Below are 20,938 nucleotides of genomic sequence, written 5' to 3'. Positions count from 1 at the left end.
GAAAAAGTTCCGATTTCAGCAGGAATATGGGCGATCAGTTCGAAGCATCTGGGAGGGGAGGGTGCGCCGCGGAGCGCGCATCATCGACCGACGCGGGAAACATGATGCCGACGGAACGGTCGATGATGAAGATCAGAACCAGCGCCGCAAAGAGATAAAGAGTGGCGAGAAGGAGGAGGGATAGCATGGGATTACGTCGATCCAGCCGCCAAGCAGCAGCCTGCCCCGACAGCCAGAACAAAGACTTCAACGCGATTCATGTCGTTATTACCCTGGCGAAGTTCCCTTTTCGCTACGTACCATGGATATGTGACATCTATTCGCGCAGAACGCGAAATTTACCGAAATCCTTGCGAAAATTCGGCAACATGGCGCAACAAGCCAACGGCCCGAACTCAACCCGGGCCGATCATGTCGCCGATTGTCTCACCAACCGCGAAGTTTACGTCAGATCTTCGCGTCACCGGTCTTTTTTGACGCTCGTTTCGTCGCGGCCTTTGCGGTCGCTCCGGCAACGGCCGCAGCCATTACAGCAGCCGCTTGACCCTTTACCTTGGGTTTGGAGTCGGTCTTAGGTTTAGTGTCGACCTTCTCCTTCTTTCCGGCCTTTTTCTCAAGCGCGATGCGCTCGCTGCTCGCCTGTTCCCAATGAACCGTATCACGGCCGGAAGGATATCCTTCTTCCTCCCATATGGCGTAGGCGCGCTTCTTGATCCATTCGTCCCGGGATTCCAACATTGCCGTCCTCCGTTCGCATTATTGAACATGGTTGAAGAAAAAATGCCCGTCTTGAAATGCGGGTTTTCATGCCTTCCCGAGCAGCCGGCATGCCGGCTCTGAGGGACCACGGAGCAAAACTCTCCCTGTCTCAATGCCCAGGCTGCGCCAGGTGCTTCGCTCGTGTACTGTGATGGACGATAGCGAAGCGACCGAACCGCCAATATGGCGAGAGCATAATCGTCATTCAATTTAAAAACATCTAATACACAGTCTTTTCATAGAACGTTTTGTCGACGGGGCCGGGAATAGACCTTGCGATCGATTGCAGCTTTCACGGGCAAAGTTATACTCCCCCCATGTTTGACCTGGTGATTGCCCATTGGGGCCAAATCCTCGCTGTCCTTTCCATCGCCATGGGGGCGGCAGCCGCCATTCATGCGGCGATGACGAAGGAAGAGGTTCGCGCGGCGATCGGCTGGGTCGGCGTCATCATCCTGTCGCCCATCGTGGGGGCTCTGCTCTATGCAGTGGCCGGTATCAACCGTATCCGCCGGGCTTCGCTAACCTCGCAGCGCAACGTCCTGTTCCAGAAGGATGCCTCGGGCGTGCTCGCGAGCTTCGATGCGCAGGGCGAAGTCGTGCGCCGGATCTTTGGCGAGCGCTTCGGATCCATGAAGACGCTTGGCGACCGCGTGGCGCGCTATCCGATGAATACGGGCAATACCATCGAAATGCTGGAGAGCGGCGATGTCGCCTACGCTGCAATGAAAGCCGCAATCGATGGCGCCGAACGCAGCATCCTGCTGGAGACCTATATTTTCGACCGCGATCCAATTGGCCTGCGCATCGCCGATTCGCTGATTGAGGCGGTCAAACGAGACGTCAGCGTGCGCGTGCTGATCGATGCGGTCGGCGCACGGTATTCGGTGCCGAGCATCATGGGCCATCTCAAAGAAGGCGGCGTGCAGGTGGACGTCTTCAACGGCAATGTGATCATCGGCCTCAGGCTGCCCTATGCCAACCTGCGCACCCACCGCAAGATCCTGGCCATTGACGGCCGCATTGCCTTTACCGGCGGCATGAATATCCGCAAGGGTTTCGCCAGGGAGTTCGCCGGGGATCACTGCGCCCGCGACATGCATTTTTGCGTCACCGGCCCCGCCGTCGCCGATCTGTTCAACACGGCCGCCGAGGACTGGCGTTTTGCCACCGGCGAGGCACTCAGCGGTGACCACTGGCGGATTGGGACGCCCGCGAACGAACCCGGCGCGCCGGTCTTCATGCGCGTCATTGCCTCCGGACCCGACCGCAGCGTCGAGACGAACCATAAAATGCTGATCGGTGCATTCTCGGTCGCCCGCACCTCCATCCGCATCATGTCGCCCTATTTCCTGCCGGATCGCGAGTTGATCAGCGCGCTGGTGACAGCGGCAAGACGTGGCGTCGAAGTGGATGTCATCGTGCCGGCGGCCAACAATCTTGTGCTTGTCGACCGTGCCATGACCGCGCAGTTCGATCAGATGCTGAAGGATTATTGCCGCATCTGGCGGGCTGATGGCCCTTTCAATCATTCGAAGCTGCTGACGGTCGATGGCACCTGGGCCTATGTCGGTTCTTCCAATCTTGACCCGCGCTCTCTACGGCTGAATTTCGAAGTCGATCTGGAGGTGATGGACCGCGGCTTTGCGGGCGCGCTCGATGCGCGTATCGGCGCGATCCTCGAAACGGCGATCCCGGTCGAGCTCGGCAAGCTGCGCGCTCGCCCCTTCATCGTCCGCCTGATAGAAAAGATCCTGTGGCTCGGTTCGCCCTATCTCTGAACAAAGTGGCGCGGTCCGTCTTTCTACAAACAAGCCTTTTCACATGACAAGGCCGGCAATCACTCCCTATACTCCTCCTGAAGACGCCGCTCGGCAGGCTTTGACAACGGAAATGGTCAACGGACAGATGCGGAAAAAGAACGAGAGTCTCCGTGCAAGCATTTTCGAAACGTTGAAGAACAGAAAGAAGTCGCGGACGATGCATGCCGGCGAACGAGCACGTCCCGCAGGCACATTGATCGCCTCCTACAATGTTCACAAATGCGTCGGCGCCGATCGCCGTTTCGATCCGGAGCGGATCAGCCGGGTCATCCATGAAATCGATGCCGATGTCATCGGCTTGCAGGAGGCCGATACGCGGTTTGGCGAACGCACGGGTCTGCTTGACCTGCGGCGGCTCGAGCTGGAAACCGGCCTAATTCCTGTGCCCGTGGCGGGTGTCAGCAAGGCGCATGGCTGGCATGGCAATGTCGTGCTGTTCAAGCAGGGTACGGTGCGCGATGTACATCAGATCAACCTGCCGGGGCTGGAGCCCCGCGGCGCGCTCCTTGCCGAAATCGAACTGGCCCGCGGCGGAGCGCTCAGGATCATCGCTGCCCATCTCGGGCTGCTGCATAGCTCCCGTGCCCAGCAAGCGCGTTTGATCGTCGACCTGATGAGAACCGACAATGACACGCCGACCATCCTCCTCGGCGATCTCAACGAATGGCGGCTCGGCGACCGCTCGTCGCTCAACACCTTCCAGGCCGCCTTCGGCCCGCTGCCACCGGCCGTGCCAAGCTTTCCCTCCACCCTGCCGCTTCTGGCGCTGGACCGCATCATGGCCAATCGCCGCGGGCTGATCTCGACAGTGGAGGTTCATGACTCGCCATTGGCGCGTGTCGCCTCTGATCATCTGCCGATCAAGGCAGTCGTCAGCCTGGAAACACTGAGGGCGGAAACAGAGGCGCGGGCCGAATCTGCTTGAAATCGGGCATGCGGCGCTAAGCCGAAAAGGTCGACTGCCGTTTCGATCCATCCCATGAAATCATCCGGGGCAAAGAAGCTAATGCGTTGCGCACTCTGCGCTTCCCATTCATGATGACCTCGATTTCAGATCAGACAATGCGGATTGTTGATGCACATCTTTCTCGTTCGACACGGCGAATCCCTTGGCAACATCAGCGAGCAGGCTTACCGGCAGTTCGGTGATCACAACGTTCCGTTGACGCAGTGGGGCTATCGGCAGGTGCTGGAAGCCGGACGTGTGATCGCCTCCCATCTGAAAGCCCGACCAAGCGCTGAATCGTCAAAACTGAGCATCTGGTATTCGCCTTATCTGAGGACGCGACAGAGCAAGGATGCTTTGCTCGAAGTCCTGCCGAGCGATTTGATCGCGGACGCTCGGGAGGATTACCTGTTGCGGGAACAGGATTTCGGCCTCTTCACCGAAATCTATGATCGTGCCGAACAGAAACGGAAGTTTCCCGAGGAATTCGAAAAATGGGCCAGGCTGCGTAACAACAACGGGAAATTCTATGCAAGGCCTCCCGACGGCGAGAGCAGGGCGGATGTGGCGCAGAGGGTCCGCCTATTCCTCCAGACGGTCATGCACGAGGCTAAGCATGGCAGAAACAATGTCATTATCGTTGGCCACGGCGTCACCAACAGGGCGTTCGAAATGAATTTTCTGCATCATTCCGTCGATTGGTTCGAACGCTCGGACAATCCAGGAAATGCGGATGTCACATTGATCGAGGGCACCGCCACGGAAGGTTACACGTCAATCCTGATCCACAAGGCGGTCGATCGGGCTAAGGGTGAGGAGGGCGAATTGCGGGATGCCTATGGTTCGGAGCTGGTCACCGCGAAGATTGGGTGATGTGGTATGGCCCAAAACAGGGGTCTTGGGCCACAAACAATATCGATAGCGTTCAGCCGTAACGGCCGAAATTCCTGCCGAATTTATCCGCTCAATCCTTCAGCCGGTATTGCTCCAGCGCGTCGCGGTTGATCTCGATGCCGAGACCGGGGCCATCGGGAATGGCGACGACGCCGTTCACATGATCCAGCGGCTTTGTCAGCACGGCCTGGCGGAATGGATTGTGGGTGCGGTCGAATTCCAGGATCGGCGGCCGGCCATTGCGGCGCGGCGGGTCCGGGGGCAGGGCGGCGATGAACTGCAGGCCGGCCGCGATGGCGACACCCGTTCCCCAGACATGCGGAACGAGGCGAACGCCGTTGATGGCGGCCATATCGGCAATCCTGCGCATTTCGCTGAAGCCGCCGGTGCCGCAGATATCGGGCTGGATGATATCGACGGCGCGGGTTTCCAGCGGCTCGCGCATGCCGAAGCGGCCATGCCAGGTCTCTCCGCCGGCGACAGGGATCGGCTGGCCGGCGCGCACCGCGCGATAGGCGCTGAGCTGTTCCGGAACGACCGGCTCTTCGAACCAATCGACGCCGTATTTCGCAACGGCCTTGCCGACCGTGCAGGCTTCCAGCGCGTCATAGCCGTGATTGGCATCGATCATCAGCCGTATATTTGGACCGATTGCTTCGCGCACGGCGCGGATGACGGCGATATCCTCTTCGACATCGAACCCGATCTTGATCTTCACCGCATGGAACCCTTGGGCAACATAGGCGGCGGTTTCGGCGGCGATATCGGAGACCGGGTCGACGCCATCCTTTCGGAAGGAACCGGTGGCGTAGGCCTTTACATCCTCGCGGAAGCGGCCGCCGAGCAGCCGCGACACGGAGGTGCCGTGGTGCTTGCCTTTGATATCCCAGAGCGCGATGTCGATACCGCTGAGCGCCGTCACCGTCAGGCCGCGTTGGCCCTGATCACGTAGGAGATTGTAGAGTTCGAGCCAGATCACCTCCGTATCGCGCGGGTCGCGGCCGAGCAGGCGAGGGGTATAGGCTTTCACCACCGCGGCGTTGGGACCTGCCGGGCCGAGGCATTCGCCCCAGCCGACGGTACCGTCATCGCAGACGATTTCGACGAGGCAATGCTGGCGGCGGTCGAAGCGCATGGAAGCGCTTTCGAAGGCGTGATCCAGCTTATGGTCGAGCAGATGGGTGTGAACAGCGGAGATTTTCATGGGCGGTACGGCCTGATCAGATCATCGAGCATGGCAACTTCCTGTTCGGTCAGGTCGGTCAGCGGTGGGCGAACCGAACCGGCATCAAAGCCGAGCAACCGTACGCCGGCCTTGATGGCCGACACGGCATAGCCCTTCTGGCGGTTGCGGATGTTCATGAAGGGATAGAAGAAATCGATCAGCAGCTTGTTGGTCGCCGCCGTGTCGCCGGCGCGCAGCGCCTTGTAGAAATTCTGCGCCAACGCCGGTACGAAGTTGAAAACGGCCGAGGAATAGGTGGTGACACCCGCACCGAGATAAGCGTCGGCAAAAAGTTCGGCCGTCGGCATGCCGCCGAGATAGGTCAGTCGCTCACCCATCGTCGCGGTGATCTTGCGCACCAGGCCGATATCGCCGGAGCCGTCCTTGAAACCGACGAGGTTCGGGCAGGCATCGCAGAGCCGAGCAAGCGTTTCAGCCGTCAGAATGGAATTGTCGCGATTATAGACCATGACGCCGATCGAAACGGCATCGCAGACTGCCTTGATATGCTGGAACATGCCGTCCTGCGGCGCCTCGATCAGGTAATGCGGGAGAAGTAGGATGCCGTCTGCCCCGGCTTTCTCCGCCGATTGAGCGATCTGAACGGCGATGCGCGTGCCATAACCGCAACCCGCGACGATCGGCGTATCGCCCGCGGCCGCCTTTGCGGCGCTGACGATTGTCGGGATTTCATCCGGCGCCAGCGAGAAGAATTCGCCGGTGCCGCCGGCGGCGAAAAGCACGCTTGCCTTGAAGCCCGAAAGCCAGCCGACATGATCGCTATAGGCAGCGCGATTGAAATTGCCGTCCTTGCCAAACGGCGTCACGGGAAAAGACAAGAGCCCGGCGCCAAGCGCGGCCTTGAGAGCTTGCGGGTCCATGGACACGATGATCCTCCAAAATCCTTCTGAGTTGACGGGATCATAGATGACATATGACAACAGTCAATCTGTTATCATATGTCTATATTCAAGTTCCTCTTCGGATCAGGCTTCGATACCGCTGCTGGCTGCCCTTCAAATGTAGTCGCATTGCCTCGCGTGCGCCGTGTTCATCGCGATCCGATATGGCTTCAGCAATGCGCCGGTGTTCTGCTTGGATCTGCGCCAGATAGTCGGCTGATGCGATTTCGTCCGGTTGGTCCTGCAGGAAGGAGCGGGGAATCGCCCTCTTGCCGGTCAACTCCAGAAACTCACGGAAGCGCGGATTGTTGGTGGCGTCGGCAATGGCGAGATGAAACGCGAAATCGGCCTCCGATGTCGCGATGCCGCGCTCCATGGCATGATCGATATCTTCGAACCGCTCGATGATCGCCTCGTCCTGCGCCGGCGAGCGGCGGGCGGCGGCAAGGCCAGCCGCTTCGGTTTCCACCGCGGCGCGCAATTCCAGCATTTCGATGATGGAGGAGATCCGACCCGGATCGGTGTCCAGCAAGCCCGCGGCGGGGAAGGGCGGCCTTGCGTGAAGGACGAAGACGCCGATGCCGTGGCGCACCTCGACTAGTCCATCCGCACGCATTGAAGCGATCGCTTCGCGAATGACGGTGCGGCTGACCTTATATCGTTCGGTGAGGCCGCTTTCGCTCGGCAATTTTTCGCCAGGCTTCAAGACGCCGCCAAGTATCTCCTGGCGCAGTTGCTGGCCGACAATGTCCACCAGATTTCGCCGGCCCGTCGGCCGTTCGTTACGCTCCCTTGTCTTGATCGCTGCGCTTCTCGGCATTCCGACATCCCCAAGTTTCGAACAGGGAGATTACAGATATATGATGACGAGCGAAAGCCCATATTATAAGTTCCACTTCGATGATACCGATATGGGAGAAAACCATGCTGAAAACTCTGTTGATGACCGGCGCTGCCGGCGGCGTTGGCCAGGCACTGCGGCCGCTTCTTTCGCAGATCGCCGAAACCGTCGTGCTCTCGGATATTGCGCCGATCGACGATCTGCGTCCGAACGAACGCTTCATCGCCTGCGATCTCGCTGACCGCGCCGGCGTCGAGGCGCTGGTCAAGGGCATCGACGGCATTATCCATCTTGGCGGGATCTCTCTGGAAAAGTCCTTCGACCTGATCCTGCAGGGCAACATCATCGGCCTCTACAATCTCTATGAAGCCGCCCGCGCCGCCGGCAAGCCGCGCATCGTCTTTGCGAGCTCCAATCATACGATCGGCTACTATCGCCGCGACGAGCGCATCGACAACACGGTGCCGACCCGGCCGGATTCACTTTACGGGGTCTCTAAGGTCTACGGCGAAGCTCTGGCGAGCCTCTATTTCGATAAATTCGGGCAGGAAACCTTGTCCGTACGCATCGGCTCCTGCTTCCCAGAGCCGCGCAATCCGCGCATGCTGGCGACATGGCTCAGCGCCCGCGATCTGATGACGCTCTGCGACCGCGCCTTTGAGACGCCTCGCCTCGGACACACGATCGTCTACGGCGCCTCCGATAATGACGAACAATGGTGGGACAATCGCAATGCTGCTTTCCTCGGCTGGAAGCCGAAAGACAGCTCCTCGCCTTGGCGCGCGGAAGTTCTGGCGAATGCCGCGCCGGAAGACCCGAATGATCCGGCCGTCATCTATCAGGGCGGCGGCTTTGCCGCCGCCGGCCATCCGGAAGATTGAGAACTAAATGAGATCAGCAATCGTCGGGGCGGTGATCCGCCCCCTTAACCTCAGTCGCCGTTCCGAAACAATTTCCAACGCGTCGGCCTGAAAGCGATGCGGTTGCGGTCGAGCGCGCCGGCCTTGTCCGGCGGCAGCTCGATTTCGACGGGTTCCTGATTGGCGCCGATGTTCATTTCGATATGGCGAGTACCAGCAACACGGCGACTGGAGGTCAACAGTCCGGCGATACAACCGCCATCACCGTCGCGAAGCTCGATATCGTGCGGCCTAAAGTGAAGATAGGCTTCACCATCGGGCTCGTGCGGAGTGCTGAGTCCGAGTGGCCGATCGTCAAACCAGATTTCGCCGCTGGAAATCCGCACCTTCACGCGGTTGGACTGGCCGATGAAGCCATAGACGAAGGGCGAGTTCGGCGTGTCGTAGATCTCATCCGGCGTCCCTACCTGCTCGATGGCGCCCTTGTTGAGCACGACGACGCGGTCCGCCAGTTCCAGCGCCTCTTCCTGATCGTGGGTGACGAAAACGGTGGTGTGGCCGGTACGATCATGGATTTCGCGCAGCCACTTGCGCAAATCCTTGCGGACCTGCGCATCGAGCGCACCGAAGGGTTCGTCCAGAAGCAGCACGTTCGGCTCGACCGCCATGGCCCGGGCGAGCGCCACGCGCTGGCGCTGGCCGCCGGACAACTGCGCCGGGTAGCGCTTTTCGAGGCCGCTAAGCTGCACCAGTTCAAGCAGCTCGAGAGCACGGCGATGGATTTCAGCGCGGGGAGGGCGGCGCGAAGCGGTGCGCACCTTGAGGCCGAAGGATATGTTATCCAACACCGTCATATGGCGGAACAGCGCATAGTGCTGAAACACAAAGCCGATATTGCGCTGCTGCACCGTCTTCTTCGACGCATCTTCATCACCGAAGAAAATCCGACCTTCGGTCGGCGTCTCCAATCCGGCGATCAGACGCAAGAGCGTCGTCTTGCCTGAGCCGGAAGGGCCGAGGAGCGCGATAAGCTCGCTAGAGCGAATATCCAGGGAGACATTATGCAACGCCGGAAAGCGACCGAATTCCTTGCGCAGGTTTTGAACGCGAACTTCCATTAACAATTCCTTCAGTGACGTCGGCTGGCTGCGATCTCTTCGCTATAGCGCATTTCCAGCAGCGTCTTCAGTACAAGTGTGACAAGGGCAAGCAAGGCGAGAAGCGTGGCAACCGCGAAAGCGCCCGAGAAATTATATTCATTATAGAGAATTTCGACCTGCAACGGCATGGTGTTGGTTTCGCCGCGAATATGGCCGGAGACAACCGACACGGCGCCGAACTCGCCCATAGCGCGGGCATTGCAAAGGAGAACGCCGTAAAGCAGGCCCCATTTGATGTTCGGCAAGGTTACGTGCCAGAAGGTTTGCCAGCCATTGGCGCCGAGCGACAACGCCGCTTCCTCGTCGGAATTTCCCTGTTCCTGCATCAGCGGGATCAATTCACGGGCGACGAAGGGGAAGGTGACGAACATCGTCGCCAGCACAAGGCCCGGGACCGCGAACAGAATCTGGATTCCGTGGCTTTGCAGCCAAGGTCCGAGCACGCTGTTCGAGCTGAACAACAACACGAAGACAAGGCCCGATATGACCGGCGAGACCGAGAACGGCAGGTCGATCAGCGTCGTCAGGAATGCCTTGCCCTTGAACTCGAACTTGGCGATTGCCCAGGCGGCCGCGACACCGCAAACGAGGTTCAGCGGCACGCTGATGCCGGCGACGATCAGCGTCAGCCGGATGGCGGCAAAGGTTTCCTCATCCACCAAGGCGCTGAAGAACTCTTCGACACCTTTGCGGAACGCTTCGACGAAAACGGCGGCAAGCGGCATCAGCACCATCAGCGCCAAGAAGGCAAGCGAGATGGCGACGAAAATCCAGCGCGCAAATCTGCTCTCGGTGATGACGGATTGACCTGTGTCGGCGAGGGAAACGGCATCATGCGCCATAGCCGTATCTCCTTCTGCTCCAGGATTGAATGAGATTGATGACCAGCAACATGATGAAAGAGATGATCAGCATCATGGTCGCGATCGCCGTCGCCGCAGCGTAATTATATTCCTCAAGACGGATGACGATGAGCAATGGCGCGATTTCGGAGACGTAGGGCTTGTTGCCGGCGATGAAGATCACCGAACCGTATTCGCCGGCCGCGCGCGCGAAAGCGAGAGCAAAACCGGTGAGGGCTGCCGGCGCGAGGCCGGGCAACAACACGCGGGTGATCGTCTGGAAACGATTTGCGCCAAGCGTCGCGGCAGCTTCTTCCACCTCACGGTCGATCTCCTCCATCACCGGCTGCGCCGTCCGCACGACGAAGGGCAGCCCGACGAAGATCAGCGCGATGATGATGCCGGCCGGCGTGAAAGCGATCTTGATGCCGAGCGGCTCCAGGAACTGGCCGATCCAGCCGTTCGGCGCATAGAGCGTCGTCAGCGCGATGCCGGCGACCGCCGTCGGCAAGGCGAAAGGCAGGTCGACCATGGCGTCAATAATGCGCTTGCCGGGAAAACGGTAGCGCACCAGCACCCAGGCGAGGATCAGGCCAAACACCGCATTGACGATGGCGGCGATGAAGGCGCCGCCAAAGCTCATGCGGAGTGCGTAAAGCGTGCGGACATCGAGCGCGAGGGCCCAAAACTTGGACCAGCCAAGAGAGCTGCTCTTCCACAACAATCCCGAGAGCGGGATGAGAACGATCAGGATGAGCCAAGTCAAGGTAACGCCGAGCGCCAATCCGAAGCCCGGAATGACACTCGGCTGCCTAAACCGCCACCGTTTGCGGGTTATTATATGCATTAAGAATTACTGTCCCGGCTTGTATATCTGGTCGAAGACGCCACCATCGTCAAAGAACTTCGGCTGAGCTTGGGACCATCCGCCGAAATCGTCAATCGTTGCCAGCTTCAAACTTGGGAACCGCGCAATATCCTTGGGGTCGGCCGCTTCCGGCTTGATCGGCCGATAGTAGTGCTTGGCGGCGATCTTCTGACCCTCGTCGGAGTAGAGATAGTTCAGATAGGCTTCGGCAACCTTTCGGGTGCCCTTCGCGTCGACATTGCCGTCGACGACCGCGACCGGGGGATCGGCGCGGATTGAAACCGTCGGAGTCACGATCTCGAATTTATCGGGACCGAGCTCCTCGAGCGAAAGATAAGCCTCGTTTTCCCAGGCAAGCAGAACGTCGCCGAGGCCGCGTTGAACAAATGTCGTGGTGGCGCCGCGAGCACCGGTATCGAGCACCGGTACGTGCTTCAACAACTGCGTGACGTATTCCTGCGCCTTGGCATCGTCACCGCCGTTTGCCTGCTTGGCCCAGGCCCAGGCTGCCAGGAAGTTCCAGCGAGCTCCGCCCGAAGTCTTCGGGTTCGGCGTAATCACCTGGACATCGTTCTTGACGAGGTCCGACCAGTCCTTGATGCCCTTCGGATTGCCCTTGCGCACCAGGAAGACGATGGTCGATGTGTAGGGAACGCTGTTGTTCGGGAACTTGGTCTTCCAGTCGGCTGGGATCTTCTTTGTCGCCTTGGCAATGGCGTCGATATCGCCTTCCAGTGCCAGCGTCACCACATCGGCATCAAGACCGTCGATGACCGAGCGGGCCTGCGCGCCGGAGCCGCCATGCGAAGCTTTGATTTTGATGCTTTCACCCGTGTCCTTCTTCCACTTCGCGGCAAAGGCTTCGTTGAAATCCTTGTATAATTCGCGCGTCGGATCATAGGAAACGTTGAGAAGCGTCGTATCCGCGGCCCAAGTCGGCGCTACCGCTGTGAGCGAAAAACTGCCGATCAGAACTGCGGCGGCGAGAAGCCGCGAAAGCTTTATCGTCTGCATGGTGACCTCCTTCGTTGTGCTTTAACTCTATCAACTTGGTCGTATAAAGTAACGAAGATTGTTCCCGCCGGACCCGATTACATAGAACGACATCCCATAGAATCAAGGAAAGTGAAATCGCATTCCCATCGTTTGGCCGTAATACACTGATAGCGCGTCAGCAGATCGAGTCGGACATGAAAACGGAATAGAGTTCGTCGGCACTTTTTGCCTGGCGCATGGCGGCCAACACGCCGTCAGTTCTGAGCCGCCGGGCGATGGCGGCAAGCACGTTCAGATATTCGCTGCGACCATTTTCAGCGAAGAGCAGGACGAAGGCAAGATCCGTCGGAACGTCGTCGATCGCCTCGAAATCGACGGGATGGCCGAAACGAACCATCAGCCCGCGCGGTCTCGTCATCCCCACGATTGCCGCATGCGGAACGGCGATGCCATTGCCGATGCCGGTCGTTCCGAGCTTTTCGCGAGCCTCCAGCGCCCGCAGCACCGAGCCTTCATCGAGGCCAAGACAATGAGCCGCTTTCGACGACAATATCTGCAAGGCGCGCCACTTGGTCGGCGCGGAAAGGCCGACGAAGACGTGCTCAGGCAGGATGATGGTGGAAAGGTCCATTGTCACTCTCATGCTCGGACATTGATAGTTTTGGCATGGCCTCGCATAGCAGGCCTGTCGCAACAAGGCCGGCGATCGCTCAAACCAGGGGATTACAGCTTCATTCCGGCTCACGCAGGCGATAGCCGACGCCGGTCTCCGTGGTGATGTATTGGGGCTGATCCGGAATCTGTTCTACCTTCTGCCGGAGCTGACGGACATAGACGCGCAGATACTGCACATCCGCCGCCGGACCCCAGACCTGCTTCAACAGGAACTGATGCGTCAGCACCTTGCCGGCATGCTGCGCCAGCACGCGCAAGATGTCATATTCCTTCGGCGAGAGTTTCACTTCCTTGCCGTCGACCTTGACGATGCGCTTGACGAGATCAATCGACAGGCCGCCGGTCTGGAAAATCGCTTTTTCGCCCTGCTGCTGCAGACGGTGGCGAAGCGCGACGCGTATGCGCGCTCCGAGCTCGTTCATGCCGAAAGGCTTGGTGACATAGTCGTCGGCGCCGGTTTCCAGCGCCTTGACAATGCCCGCCTCGTCGGTGCGGCTCGAGAGAATGACGACGGGCATTTGCAATCCGTCCTCGCGCCATTCCTGCAAGAGGTCATGGCCCGGCTTGTCGGGTAGACCGAGGTCGAGCACGATCAGGTCGGGCTGATCCTCCTTTACGGAAAGCCGCGCCGCGGCAGCGTTCTGAGCTTCGTTGACGGCATAGCCTTGCGCGCTCAGGCCGACACGCAGCAATTTGCGGATCGGCGGCTCGTCATCGACAACGAGTATCTTGACGGCAGTCGTGTTCATTTCAGGTCATCCAGCTTGGGAACATCCGTGGGTTTCGGCAGGCGAATGGTGAAGACCGCGCCTTGGCGATCCGTGCGGTTGCCTGCCGTGATCGTGCCGCCCATAGCCTCTATGAAGCCGCGGCAGATAGAAAGGCCAAGACCTGTGCCGGCCCGCACCTGATCGCCCTTGCGCACGCGATAGAAGATATCGAAGACGCGTTCGAGATCGGCGGGCGGAATGCCCTGGCCCTCGTCCATGACGCGGAAAACGATATTATCGATATCGGCCCAGGCCTCCAGGCGAATGGCAGACTCCTCCGGCGCATATTTGGCGGCATTGTCGAGCAGATTGAACAGCACCTGCTCGAAGAGTACGGGATCGACCCGAACCATCGGCAGATCGACCGGAATCTGTACTTCCACGCGATGCCGGGCGAGGATTTTCTCCCCACGCCGAAGTGCGCTGCCAACAATATCGCCGGCATAATGCAAAGCGTAATTCGGCTCCATGGCGCCGGACTCGATCTTGGTCATGTCGAGCAGATTGGCGATGAAGCGGTTCAGTCGTTCGGATTCATCAACCACCGTCGTCAGAAGATCAACCCGGTCCTCATGTGGCAGGGATTCCAGATAGTCGCGCAAGGTGCCGGCAGCCCCGAGGATCGCAGCGAGCGGCGTCTTGAGATCGTGCGAGATCGAGGTCAGCAAGGCAGAGCGCAGCCGGTCGGCCTCGACGGCCAATTTGGCCCGGTCGACATCGGCGACCAGTTGCACGCGCTCGATGGCAAGTGCTGCCTGATCGGCCAGCGCATCGAGAAGGCGCTGCTGCTCCGGCGTCAATAGCGGACCGTCACGGCGGTCGCTGTCGAGGCCGATGACACCGACGGCCGTGCGGCCGGTACGCAGCGGCACATAAAGGCGCTTTGCTCCCGGCAGCGTATCTGCGCCACGCCCGGCGGCATGATTGTGTTCCCAGGCCCAGCGCGCGGCGGCGATATCGGCATCGTCAAGCGTATCGTCAGGCGGATAGCCGGCCTTTACGGCAATCGTGCCATCCTCCGGCAGCAGCAGCACCACACGCACTTTCAGCATCGAAGCGAGCTGGAAGGCCGTCGCCCAGAGCACGTCATCGAGTGTGCCGGTGCCGGCAAGCTTCTTCGAGAAAAGATAAAGATCCTCGGTCGTGCGCGCCCGCTGGCGTGCCGCGGCGGCCTGCCGTTGCACGGTTGCGGTCAGATTGCTGGCGACGATGGCGACGCCGAGGAAGAAGAAGAAGGCGAGCACGCTTTCCGGATCGCTGATCGTCAGCGTATAGCGCGGCGGCAGGAAGAAGAAATTGAAGGCAAGCGCACCAAGAAGGCAGGAATAAAGGGCCGGCCGCAAGCCTTGCGTCACGGCAGAGGCCAGCACCGCCATCAAGAAGACCAGTGCCAGATTGCGGACATCAAGCACCTGGTCGAGGATGACGCAGAAGCCGAGGGCGACGGCGACATAGAGCGTCGCCAGGATGTAGCCGCGAAGCTGGAACGGGGTAGGCGAGGGCGCCGCCCTGACGCCACGGCTTGCCGCCGAGCCTTCCGCATCGCTGCCGGAAATGACATGAACGCTGATGTCGCCGGCCTTGCGGATCAATTCGTAGGAGACGGAGCGCTTGGACCAATCCCGCCATGTTCCGATCTTCGGCGAGCCAATGACGATATGGGTAACATTGTTGCTGGCCGAATGACGAAGCAGTTCTTCGGCGACCTCGCGGCCGGGAATAGTAATGGCTTCGCCGCCGAGTTGTTCGGCAAGCCGCAGCGTCGCTGCTATGGTGTCGCGCTGCGCTTCCGTCAGGCTGATCGACCGATTGGTCTCGACATAAACGGCTGCCCAAGGCGCGCGCAGGCGCGAGGCCATGCGGGCGGCGTAACGCACCAGCGAAGCGGAGCGCGGATGATGGTCGATGGAGACCAGCACGCGCTCGCCTGCGGCCCACGGGCCGGGGATCGCATGCGCCTGCATGTGGGTCAGAAGCTGGTCGTCGACCCGTTGCGCCGTGCGCCTCAATGCCAGCTCGCGCAGCGCCGTCAGATTGCCGGGAGTGAAATAATTGGTTAGCGCTCGCTCGGCTGTCTTCGACACATAGACCTTGCCGTCATGCAGGCGCTTGATCAGGTCATCGGGCGTCAGATCGATGATTTCCACATCGTCTGCCATGTCGATGATCGAATCCGGCACGGTTTCGCGCACACGCACGCGGGTGATCTGCGAAACCACGTCGTTCAGGCTTTCGACATGCTGGATATTCAGCGTCGTATAGACGTCGATGCCGCGGTCCAGCAGTTCCTTGACGTCCAGATAACGCTTCGGGTGGCGGCTGCCCTGGGCATTGGTGTGGGCGAGTTCGTCGACGAGCACGAGGCCTGGACGGCGCTTCAGGATGGCATCGAGGTCCATCTCGTCGAGCGGGCGGCCCTTGTAATCGATATTGACCCGCGGAATGATCTCGAAGCCTTCGAGCAGGGCCTGCGTTTCCCGCCGACCATGGGTCTCGACCACGCCGACGACGACATCGACGCCGTCGGCAATCTTCGCCTTGCCGGAGATCAGCATTTCGTAGGTCTTGCCGACGCCGGGCGCAGCACCCAGAAAGATCTTCAGGCGGCCGCGCGTTTCCTGCCGAGCCTTCTCCAGAAGCGCGTCGGGTGAGGGCCTGCTCAGCGTATCGCGGCTATCGTCTGGCATTGATTATTGCTCTTTCATGACGGCGGAAGTTGAGGTGGCGCTCGCCACCTCAACCCCTTGGTCTCACTGAGTCATAGAAGCATCCAACGCCTGGTTCAATGCCAGGACGTTGATGACAGGTTCGCCGAGAACCCCGAGTTCGCGCGGCTCGATGGCGGCATCGACAATCGTGCGGACCTTGGCCTCATCCATGCCACGCGCCTTGGCGACACGCGGGATCTGGAAATAGGCGTCCTCCGGCGAGATATCCGGATCGAGACCGCTGCCCGACGTCGTAACTAGATCGATCGGGACCGGCACATTCGGATTCTCCGCCTGCAGTTTTGCGACATCGCCCTTGATGCGGTCGAGCATCTTCTGGCTGGTCGGGCCGAGGTTGGAGCCGCCGGAGGACGAAGCGTCATAGCCGTTGGTGCCGGCAGCCGAGGGGCGGCCGTGGAAATAGCGGTCGGAGGTGAAATTCTGGCCGATGAGCGTCGAGCCGATCACCTTGCCGTCCTTTTCCACTAGGCTACCATTTGCCTGGTAAGGGAAGAGCGCCTGGGCGGCACCAGTCATGGCGATCGGATAGAGAAGGCCGGTGACGGCGGTGGTGACGACGATCATGACGATGGCCGGTCTGATTTGTTTGAGCATGACAAGAACTCCTTAGGCGAGGCCCATGGCGGTAACCGCCATGTCGATGGCCTTGATGCCGATGAAGGGCACGATGATGCCGCCGACGCCATAGATCAGCAGGTTTCGGCTGAGCAGGGCGCCTGCACCGATCGGGCGATAACGAACGCCCTTCAGCGACAGCGGGATCAGGGCAATGATGATCAGCGCGTTGAAGATGATCGCCGACAGGATGGCGCTTTGCGGCGTTGCCAGCCCCATGACGTTTAGCATCTTCAGTTGCGGATAGAAGGCGATGAACATCGCGGGGATGATGGCGAAGTATTTGGCGATGTCGTTGGCGATCGAGAAGGTGGTCAGCGCACCGCGGGTCATCAGCAACTGCTTGCCGATCTCCACGATTTCGATGAGCTTCGTCGGGTCGCTGTCGAGGTCGACCATGTTGCCGGCCTCGCGGGCGGCGACCGTGCCGGTGTTCATGGCGACGCCGACGTCGGCCTGGGCAAGCGCCGGGGCATCATTGGTGCCGTCGCCGCACATGGCGACGAGCTTGCCCTGTGCTTGCTCTTCGCGCATCAGCGCCAGCTTCATTTCCGGCGTCGCCTGGGCGAGGAAATCGTCCACGCCGGCTTCGGCGGCGATGGCAGCAGCCGTCAGCGGATTGTCGCCGGTGATCATCACCGTGCGGATGCCCATGCGACGCAGTTCGGCGAAGCGCTCGCGGATGCCGCCCTTGACGATATCCTTGAGCTGGATGACGCCGAGCAGGCGACCATCGCGGGCGACCGCAAGCGGCGTGCCGCCGGCCTTGGAGATTTCATCCGATATCGTCTGCAGGTCGCGGATCGTCTCGCTGTTGGTGCGCGACATCACGGTCGCACCGGCGTCGGAGGCGAAAGCTGCGCTGCCGTTCACATAGGCAAGAACCGCGTCCACCGCGCCCTTGCGGATCGAGGAGCCTTCGATATCGACGCCGCTCATGCGGGTCTGGGCGGTGAAGGGTACGAAGGTTGCCTTCAAGCTGCTCATATCGCGGCCGCGGATCGCGTATTTTTCCTTGGCAAGCACGACGATCGAGCGTCCTTCGGGCGTCTCATCGGCGAGCGAAGCGAGCTGTGCGGCGTCTGCTAAATCCTGTTCCGTCACACCCTTGACCGGGCGGAAGGATGTGGCCTGGCGATTGCCGAGGGTGATCGTGCCAGTCTTGTCGAGCAGCAGCGTGTCGACGTCGCCGGCGGCTTCGACGGCGCGGCCGGACATGGCGAGCACATTAAAGCGCACCAGGCGGTCCATGCCGGCGATGCCGATCGCCGACAGCAGCGCGCCGATCGTGGTCGGGATCAGCGTCACGAACAGGGCGACGAGAACGACGGTGGGGATCGAGCCGCCGGCATAGGCTGCAAAGCTCGGGATCGTCACCGTGGCCAGCACGAAGATCAGCGTCATGCCGGCGAGCAGGATGTTAAGGGCGATCTCGTTCGGCGTCTTCTGACGTTCCGCGCCTTCGACGAGCGCGATCATGCGGTCGATGAAGGTCGAGCCGGCAGCCGCGGTGATGCGGACACGAATCTCGTCGGACAGCACCTGCGTACCACCGGTGACGGCCGAACGGTCGCCGCCGGATTCGCGGATGACGGGAGCCGATTCACCGGTGATCGCCGCTTCGTTGACCGAGGCGACGCCTTCAATGACTTCGCCATCGGAGGGGATGATATCTCCGGCTTCGACCAGGACGACATCGCCGACCTTGAGGCTGGTACCCGGCACCATCTTGTAATCGCTCCGACCATTGCCGGTCAGAAGCTTCGCCTGGGTCTCGGTGCGCGATTTGCGCAGCGACTCGGCCTGAGCCTTGCCGCGGCCTTCGGCGACGGCTTCGGCGAAGTTGGCAAACAGCACGGTAAACCAGAGCCAGATGTTGATCTGGAGGGAGAAGCCGAGATTGCCGCCGCCCGTCAAAAGATCGCGCAGGAAGAGAACGGTGGTCAGCGCCGAGACGACGGCAACCACGAACATGACGGGGTTTTTGGCTAGTGTCCGTGGGTTCAGCTTCTTGAAAGCGGCGCCCACGGCCGGAATGAGGATGCGAGAATCCAAAATACTCGCGGATTTTAACTGGCTCATAAGAGACTCCAGCGTGAAGAGGGACACGGCGGATCGGGATTGCCCGATCAGCCCAGTAAAATTCTGAAGACCACAAGGCCGAGGAACAGCGTGACCATCGCAGCCAGGATGACGTCGGAGGCGCAGGCCATTCGGGCCGTGCCACGCCCCCTATCGAAGGGGCGTGGATCGATGAGCCTTCGAAGCCTGATGAACATGGGCTGCGACATCGCGTTTCCTTAGAAGGTCTGTCCGGCAATCATCGACAGGTGTTCGACGATCGGGCCGAGCGCCAGCGCCGGGAAGAAGGTCAGCCCGCCGACGATCAGGATCGTGCCGACCAACAGTCCGACGAACAGCGGGCCATCTGTCGGGAAGGTACCGGCGGAGGCTGGAACCGTCTTCTTGGCAATCAGTGAGCCGGCAATGGCGAGCGCCGGAACGATGACCAGGAAGCGACCGATCAGCATGACGATGCCGAGCGTGATGTTGTACCAGGGCGTATTGCCGGAAAGACCGCCGAAGGCCGAGCCGTTATTGGCGGCTGCCGAGCTATAGGCATAGAGGATTTCCGAAAAGCCGTGCGGACCGGGGTTGCCGATGGACGCAACGGCGGACGGCAGCACGGAAGCGATAGCGGTGAAGATCAGCATGCCGAAGGGCAGGCAAAGCACGGCAAGCATCGCCATCTTCACTTCCTTGGCCTCGATCTTCTTGCCGAGATATTCCGGGGTACGCCCGACCATCAGGCCGGCAACAAAAATGGCGATGATGACGAACATCAGGATGCCGTAAAAACCGGCGCCGACACCGCCGACGATGACTTCACCGAGCTGCAGGTTGATGAGCGGGATCATGCCGCCGATCGCCGTGAAGCTGCCATGCATGGCGTTGACCGCACCACAGGACGCCGCCGTGGTGATGACCGCAAACAGCGAGGACAGCGTGATGCCGAAGCGGACTTCCTTGCCTTCCATATTGCCGCCCTGGATGCCGAGCGCATGTACCAGCGGATTGCCGGCTGCTTCAGCCCAATAGGTGATGATGACGCCGGCGATGAACAGCACGCCCATCGCACCGAGGATTGCCCAACCCTGGCGCTGATTGCCGACCATGCGTCCGAAGACGTTGGTGAGCGCAGCACCGATCGCAAAGATCGCCAGCATCTGGATGAGGTTGGAGATCGCATCCGGGTTTTCGAAGGGGTGAGCGGAGTTGGCGTTGAAGAAGCCGCCGCCGTTGGTGCCAAGCATCTTGATCGCAAGCTGCGAAGCGACCGGGCCGACGGCGATCGTCTGCTGTGCGCCTTCGAGCGTCGTGGTGTTGACATAGGGGCCGAGCGTCTGCGGCACGCCGAGATAGACAAAGACCAGCGTCATGACGATGCAGGCGGGAAGCAGGATGTAGAGCGTCGCCCGGGTCAGATCGACCCAGAAATTGCCGATCGCCTTGCCGGAAGCGCGCGAGAAGGCGCGGATGAGCGCTATCGCGATGGCGATACCGGTTGCGGCGGAGACGAAGTTCTGGACGGTGAGGCCGGCCATCTGCACGAGATAGGACATCGTGCTTTCGCCGCCGTAGTTCTGCCAATTCGTATTGGTCACGAAGCTGGTGGCGGTGTTGAACGAAAGCTCAGGGCCGATCGAGGCCATGCCGGCAGGATTATAAGGCAGGCTCGCCTGGAACCGCTGCAGGAAATACAGCACAAAAAAGCCGGCGAGGCTGAATAGCAGCATGGAGATCGAATAGGTCGTCCAATGCTGCTCCTCACGCTCATCCGTTCCCGCGATGCGATAAAGTCCCCGTTCCAAAGGACCGAGAACGTAGGAGAGAATCGTGCGCTCGCCCGTGAAGACACGCGTCATGTAACCGCCGAGCGGTTTGACGAGCAGAAGGAGGATCCCGATATAAATCAGAATCTGAAGCCATCCATTGAAGGTCATGGTGGTAACTTTCCCTACCCGGCGCTATC

At 60.3% G+C, this 20,938-nt stretch carries 20 protein-coding genes; 4 read left to right on the top strand and 16 right to left on the bottom strand.

The features are described 5' to 3' along the window. Positions 1 to 34 precede the first annotated feature (34 nt). Together QA648_RS24920 and QA648_RS24915 are read right to left on the bottom strand one after the other, a co-directional pair. Positions 35 to 187 (bottom strand): hypothetical protein, encoded by a 153-nt coding sequence (locus tag QA648_RS24920; RefSeq protein ID WP_283054103.1) that lies wholly within the window; start codon positions 185 to 187, stop codon positions 35 to 37. A 260-nt stretch (positions 188 to 447) separates the two neighbouring features. Beyond that, positions 448 to 738, bottom strand: a complete 291-nt coding sequence (locus tag QA648_RS24915) for a DUF2934 domain-containing protein (RefSeq protein ID WP_283054102.1) — start codon at positions 736 to 738, stop codon at positions 448 to 450. 338 nt (positions 739 to 1,076) lie between these two features. Between QA648_RS24915 and QA648_RS24910 the strand changes: the two genes are divergently transcribed. From QA648_RS24910 to QA648_RS24900, 3 genes are all read left to right on the top strand, one after another. Further along, positions 1,077 to 2,540, top strand: coding sequence for a phosphatidylserine/phosphatidylglycerophosphate/cardiolipin synthase family protein (locus QA648_RS24910; protein ID WP_283054101.1), 1,464 nt, complete (start codon positions 1,077 to 1,079; stop codon positions 2,538 to 2,540). Between the two features lie 127 nt (positions 2,541 to 2,667). Continuing rightward, entirely contained in the window at positions 2,668 to 3,507 is an 840-nt protein-coding gene (locus QA648_RS24905; protein WP_104826712.1) for an endonuclease/exonuclease/phosphatase family protein, read from the top strand. 150 nt (positions 3,508 to 3,657) lie between these two features. After that, positions 3,658 to 4,401 carry a phosphoglycerate mutase family protein gene (locus tag QA648_RS24900; protein ID WP_283054100.1) on the top strand — a complete coding sequence of 248 codons (744 nt, stop codon included), beginning with the start codon at positions 3,658 to 3,660 and terminating at the stop codon, positions 4,399 to 4,401. Positions 4,402 to 4,492: 91 nt separating this feature from the next. Here QA648_RS24900 and QA648_RS24895 read toward each other — a convergent pair whose 3' ends face one another. From QA648_RS24895 to QA648_RS24885, 3 genes are all read right to left on the bottom strand, one after another. Further along, positions 4,493 to 5,626 carry a mandelate racemase/muconate lactonizing enzyme family protein gene (locus tag QA648_RS24895; RefSeq protein WP_283054099.1) on the bottom strand — a complete coding sequence of 378 codons (1,134 nt, stop codon included), beginning with the start codon at positions 5,624 to 5,626 and terminating at the stop codon, positions 4,493 to 4,495. After that, positions 5,623 to 6,528, bottom strand: coding sequence for a 5-dehydro-4-deoxyglucarate dehydratase (gene kdgD / locus QA648_RS24890; RefSeq protein ID WP_283054098.1), 906 nt, complete (start codon positions 6,526 to 6,528; stop codon positions 5,623 to 5,625). The genes QA648_RS24895 and kdgD overlap by 4 nt, the downstream gene beginning before the upstream one ends. Before the next feature lie 88 nt (positions 6,529 to 6,616). Next, positions 6,617 to 7,369, bottom strand: a complete 753-nt coding sequence (locus QA648_RS24885; protein WP_283054097.1) for a FadR/GntR family transcriptional regulator — start codon at positions 7,367 to 7,369, stop codon at positions 6,617 to 6,619. Positions 7,370 to 7,473: 104 nt separating this feature from the next. On the opposite strand from QA648_RS24885, the gene QA648_RS24880 reads away from it, so the two are divergent. Continuing rightward, complete coding sequence (locus QA648_RS24880; protein WP_283054096.1) at positions 7,474 to 8,271, top strand: NAD(P)-dependent oxidoreductase; 798 nt, start codon at positions 7,474 to 7,476, stop codon at positions 8,269 to 8,271. 50 nt (positions 8,272 to 8,321) lie between these two features. On the opposite strand, the gene QA648_RS24875 is transcribed toward QA648_RS24880, so the two are convergent. The 11 genes from QA648_RS24875 to kdpA form a co-directional block, all read right to left on the bottom strand. Then, positions 8,322 to 9,368, bottom strand: a complete 1,047-nt coding sequence (locus tag QA648_RS24875; protein WP_283054095.1) for a sulfate/molybdate ABC transporter ATP-binding protein — start codon at positions 9,366 to 9,368, stop codon at positions 8,322 to 8,324. An 11-nt stretch (positions 9,369 to 9,379) separates the two neighbouring features. Next, a complete protein-coding gene (gene cysW, locus QA648_RS24870; RefSeq protein WP_104826718.1) occupies positions 9,380 to 10,252 on the bottom strand; it encodes a sulfate ABC transporter permease subunit CysW in 873 nt (290 codons plus the stop codon). Then, complete coding sequence (gene cysT / locus QA648_RS24865; RefSeq protein ID WP_104826719.1) at positions 10,242 to 11,099, bottom strand: sulfate ABC transporter permease subunit CysT; 858 nt, start codon at positions 11,097 to 11,099, stop codon at positions 10,242 to 10,244. Before cysT ends, cysW begins: the two co-directional genes overlap by 11 nt. 6 nt (positions 11,100 to 11,105) lie before the next feature. Continuing rightward, positions 11,106 to 12,134, bottom strand: coding sequence for a sulfate ABC transporter substrate-binding protein (locus tag QA648_RS24860; protein ID WP_283054094.1), 1,029 nt, complete (start codon positions 12,132 to 12,134; stop codon positions 11,106 to 11,108). 157 nt (positions 12,135 to 12,291) lie between these two features. Next, positions 12,292 to 12,747: a PTS sugar transporter subunit IIA gene (locus QA648_RS24855; RefSeq protein WP_283054093.1), complete on the bottom strand. Its 456-nt coding sequence runs from the start codon at positions 12,745 to 12,747 to the stop codon at positions 12,292 to 12,294. 100 nt (positions 12,748 to 12,847) lie between these two features. Next, positions 12,848 to 13,540 (bottom strand): response regulator transcription factor, encoded by a 693-nt coding sequence (locus QA648_RS24850; protein WP_104826722.1) that lies wholly within the window; start codon positions 13,538 to 13,540, stop codon positions 12,848 to 12,850. Then, positions 13,537 to 16,248 carry a sensor histidine kinase KdpD gene (locus QA648_RS24845; protein ID WP_283054092.1) on the bottom strand — a complete coding sequence of 904 codons (2,712 nt, stop codon included), beginning with the start codon at positions 16,246 to 16,248 and terminating at the stop codon, positions 13,537 to 13,539. Before QA648_RS24845 ends, QA648_RS24850 begins: the two co-directional genes overlap by 4 nt. Positions 16,249 to 16,311: 63 nt before the next feature. Beyond that, positions 16,312 to 16,884, bottom strand: a complete 573-nt coding sequence (gene kdpC, locus QA648_RS24840) for a potassium-transporting ATPase subunit KdpC (protein ID WP_104826724.1) — start codon at positions 16,882 to 16,884, stop codon at positions 16,312 to 16,314. Between the two features lie 12 nt (positions 16,885 to 16,896). Beyond that, on the bottom strand, positions 16,897 to 18,987 hold the full coding sequence (gene kdpB, locus QA648_RS24835; RefSeq protein WP_283054091.1) for a potassium-transporting ATPase subunit KdpB: 2,091 nt from the start codon (positions 18,985 to 18,987) through the stop codon (positions 16,897 to 16,899). 47 nt (positions 18,988 to 19,034) lie between these two features. Then, positions 19,035 to 19,196 carry a hypothetical protein gene (locus tag QA648_RS24830; protein ID WP_283054090.1) on the bottom strand — a complete coding sequence of 54 codons (162 nt, stop codon included), beginning with the start codon at positions 19,194 to 19,196 and terminating at the stop codon, positions 19,035 to 19,037. Positions 19,197 to 19,205: 9 nt separating this feature from the next. Beyond that, complete coding sequence (kdpA, locus tag QA648_RS24825; RefSeq protein WP_283054089.1) at positions 19,206 to 20,909, bottom strand: potassium-transporting ATPase subunit KdpA; 1,704 nt, start codon at positions 20,907 to 20,909, stop codon at positions 19,206 to 19,208. Positions 20,910 to 20,938: the final 29 nt, after the last annotated feature.

The organism is Rhizobium sp. CB3171, assembly GCF_029714265.1.
In the GTDB taxonomy this organism is placed as follows: domain Bacteria; phylum Pseudomonadota; class Alphaproteobacteria; order Rhizobiales; family Rhizobiaceae; genus Rhizobium.
The sequence above is the reverse complement of the archived record's forward strand: the minus strand, read 5'-3'. Positions and strand labels throughout refer to the sequence as shown.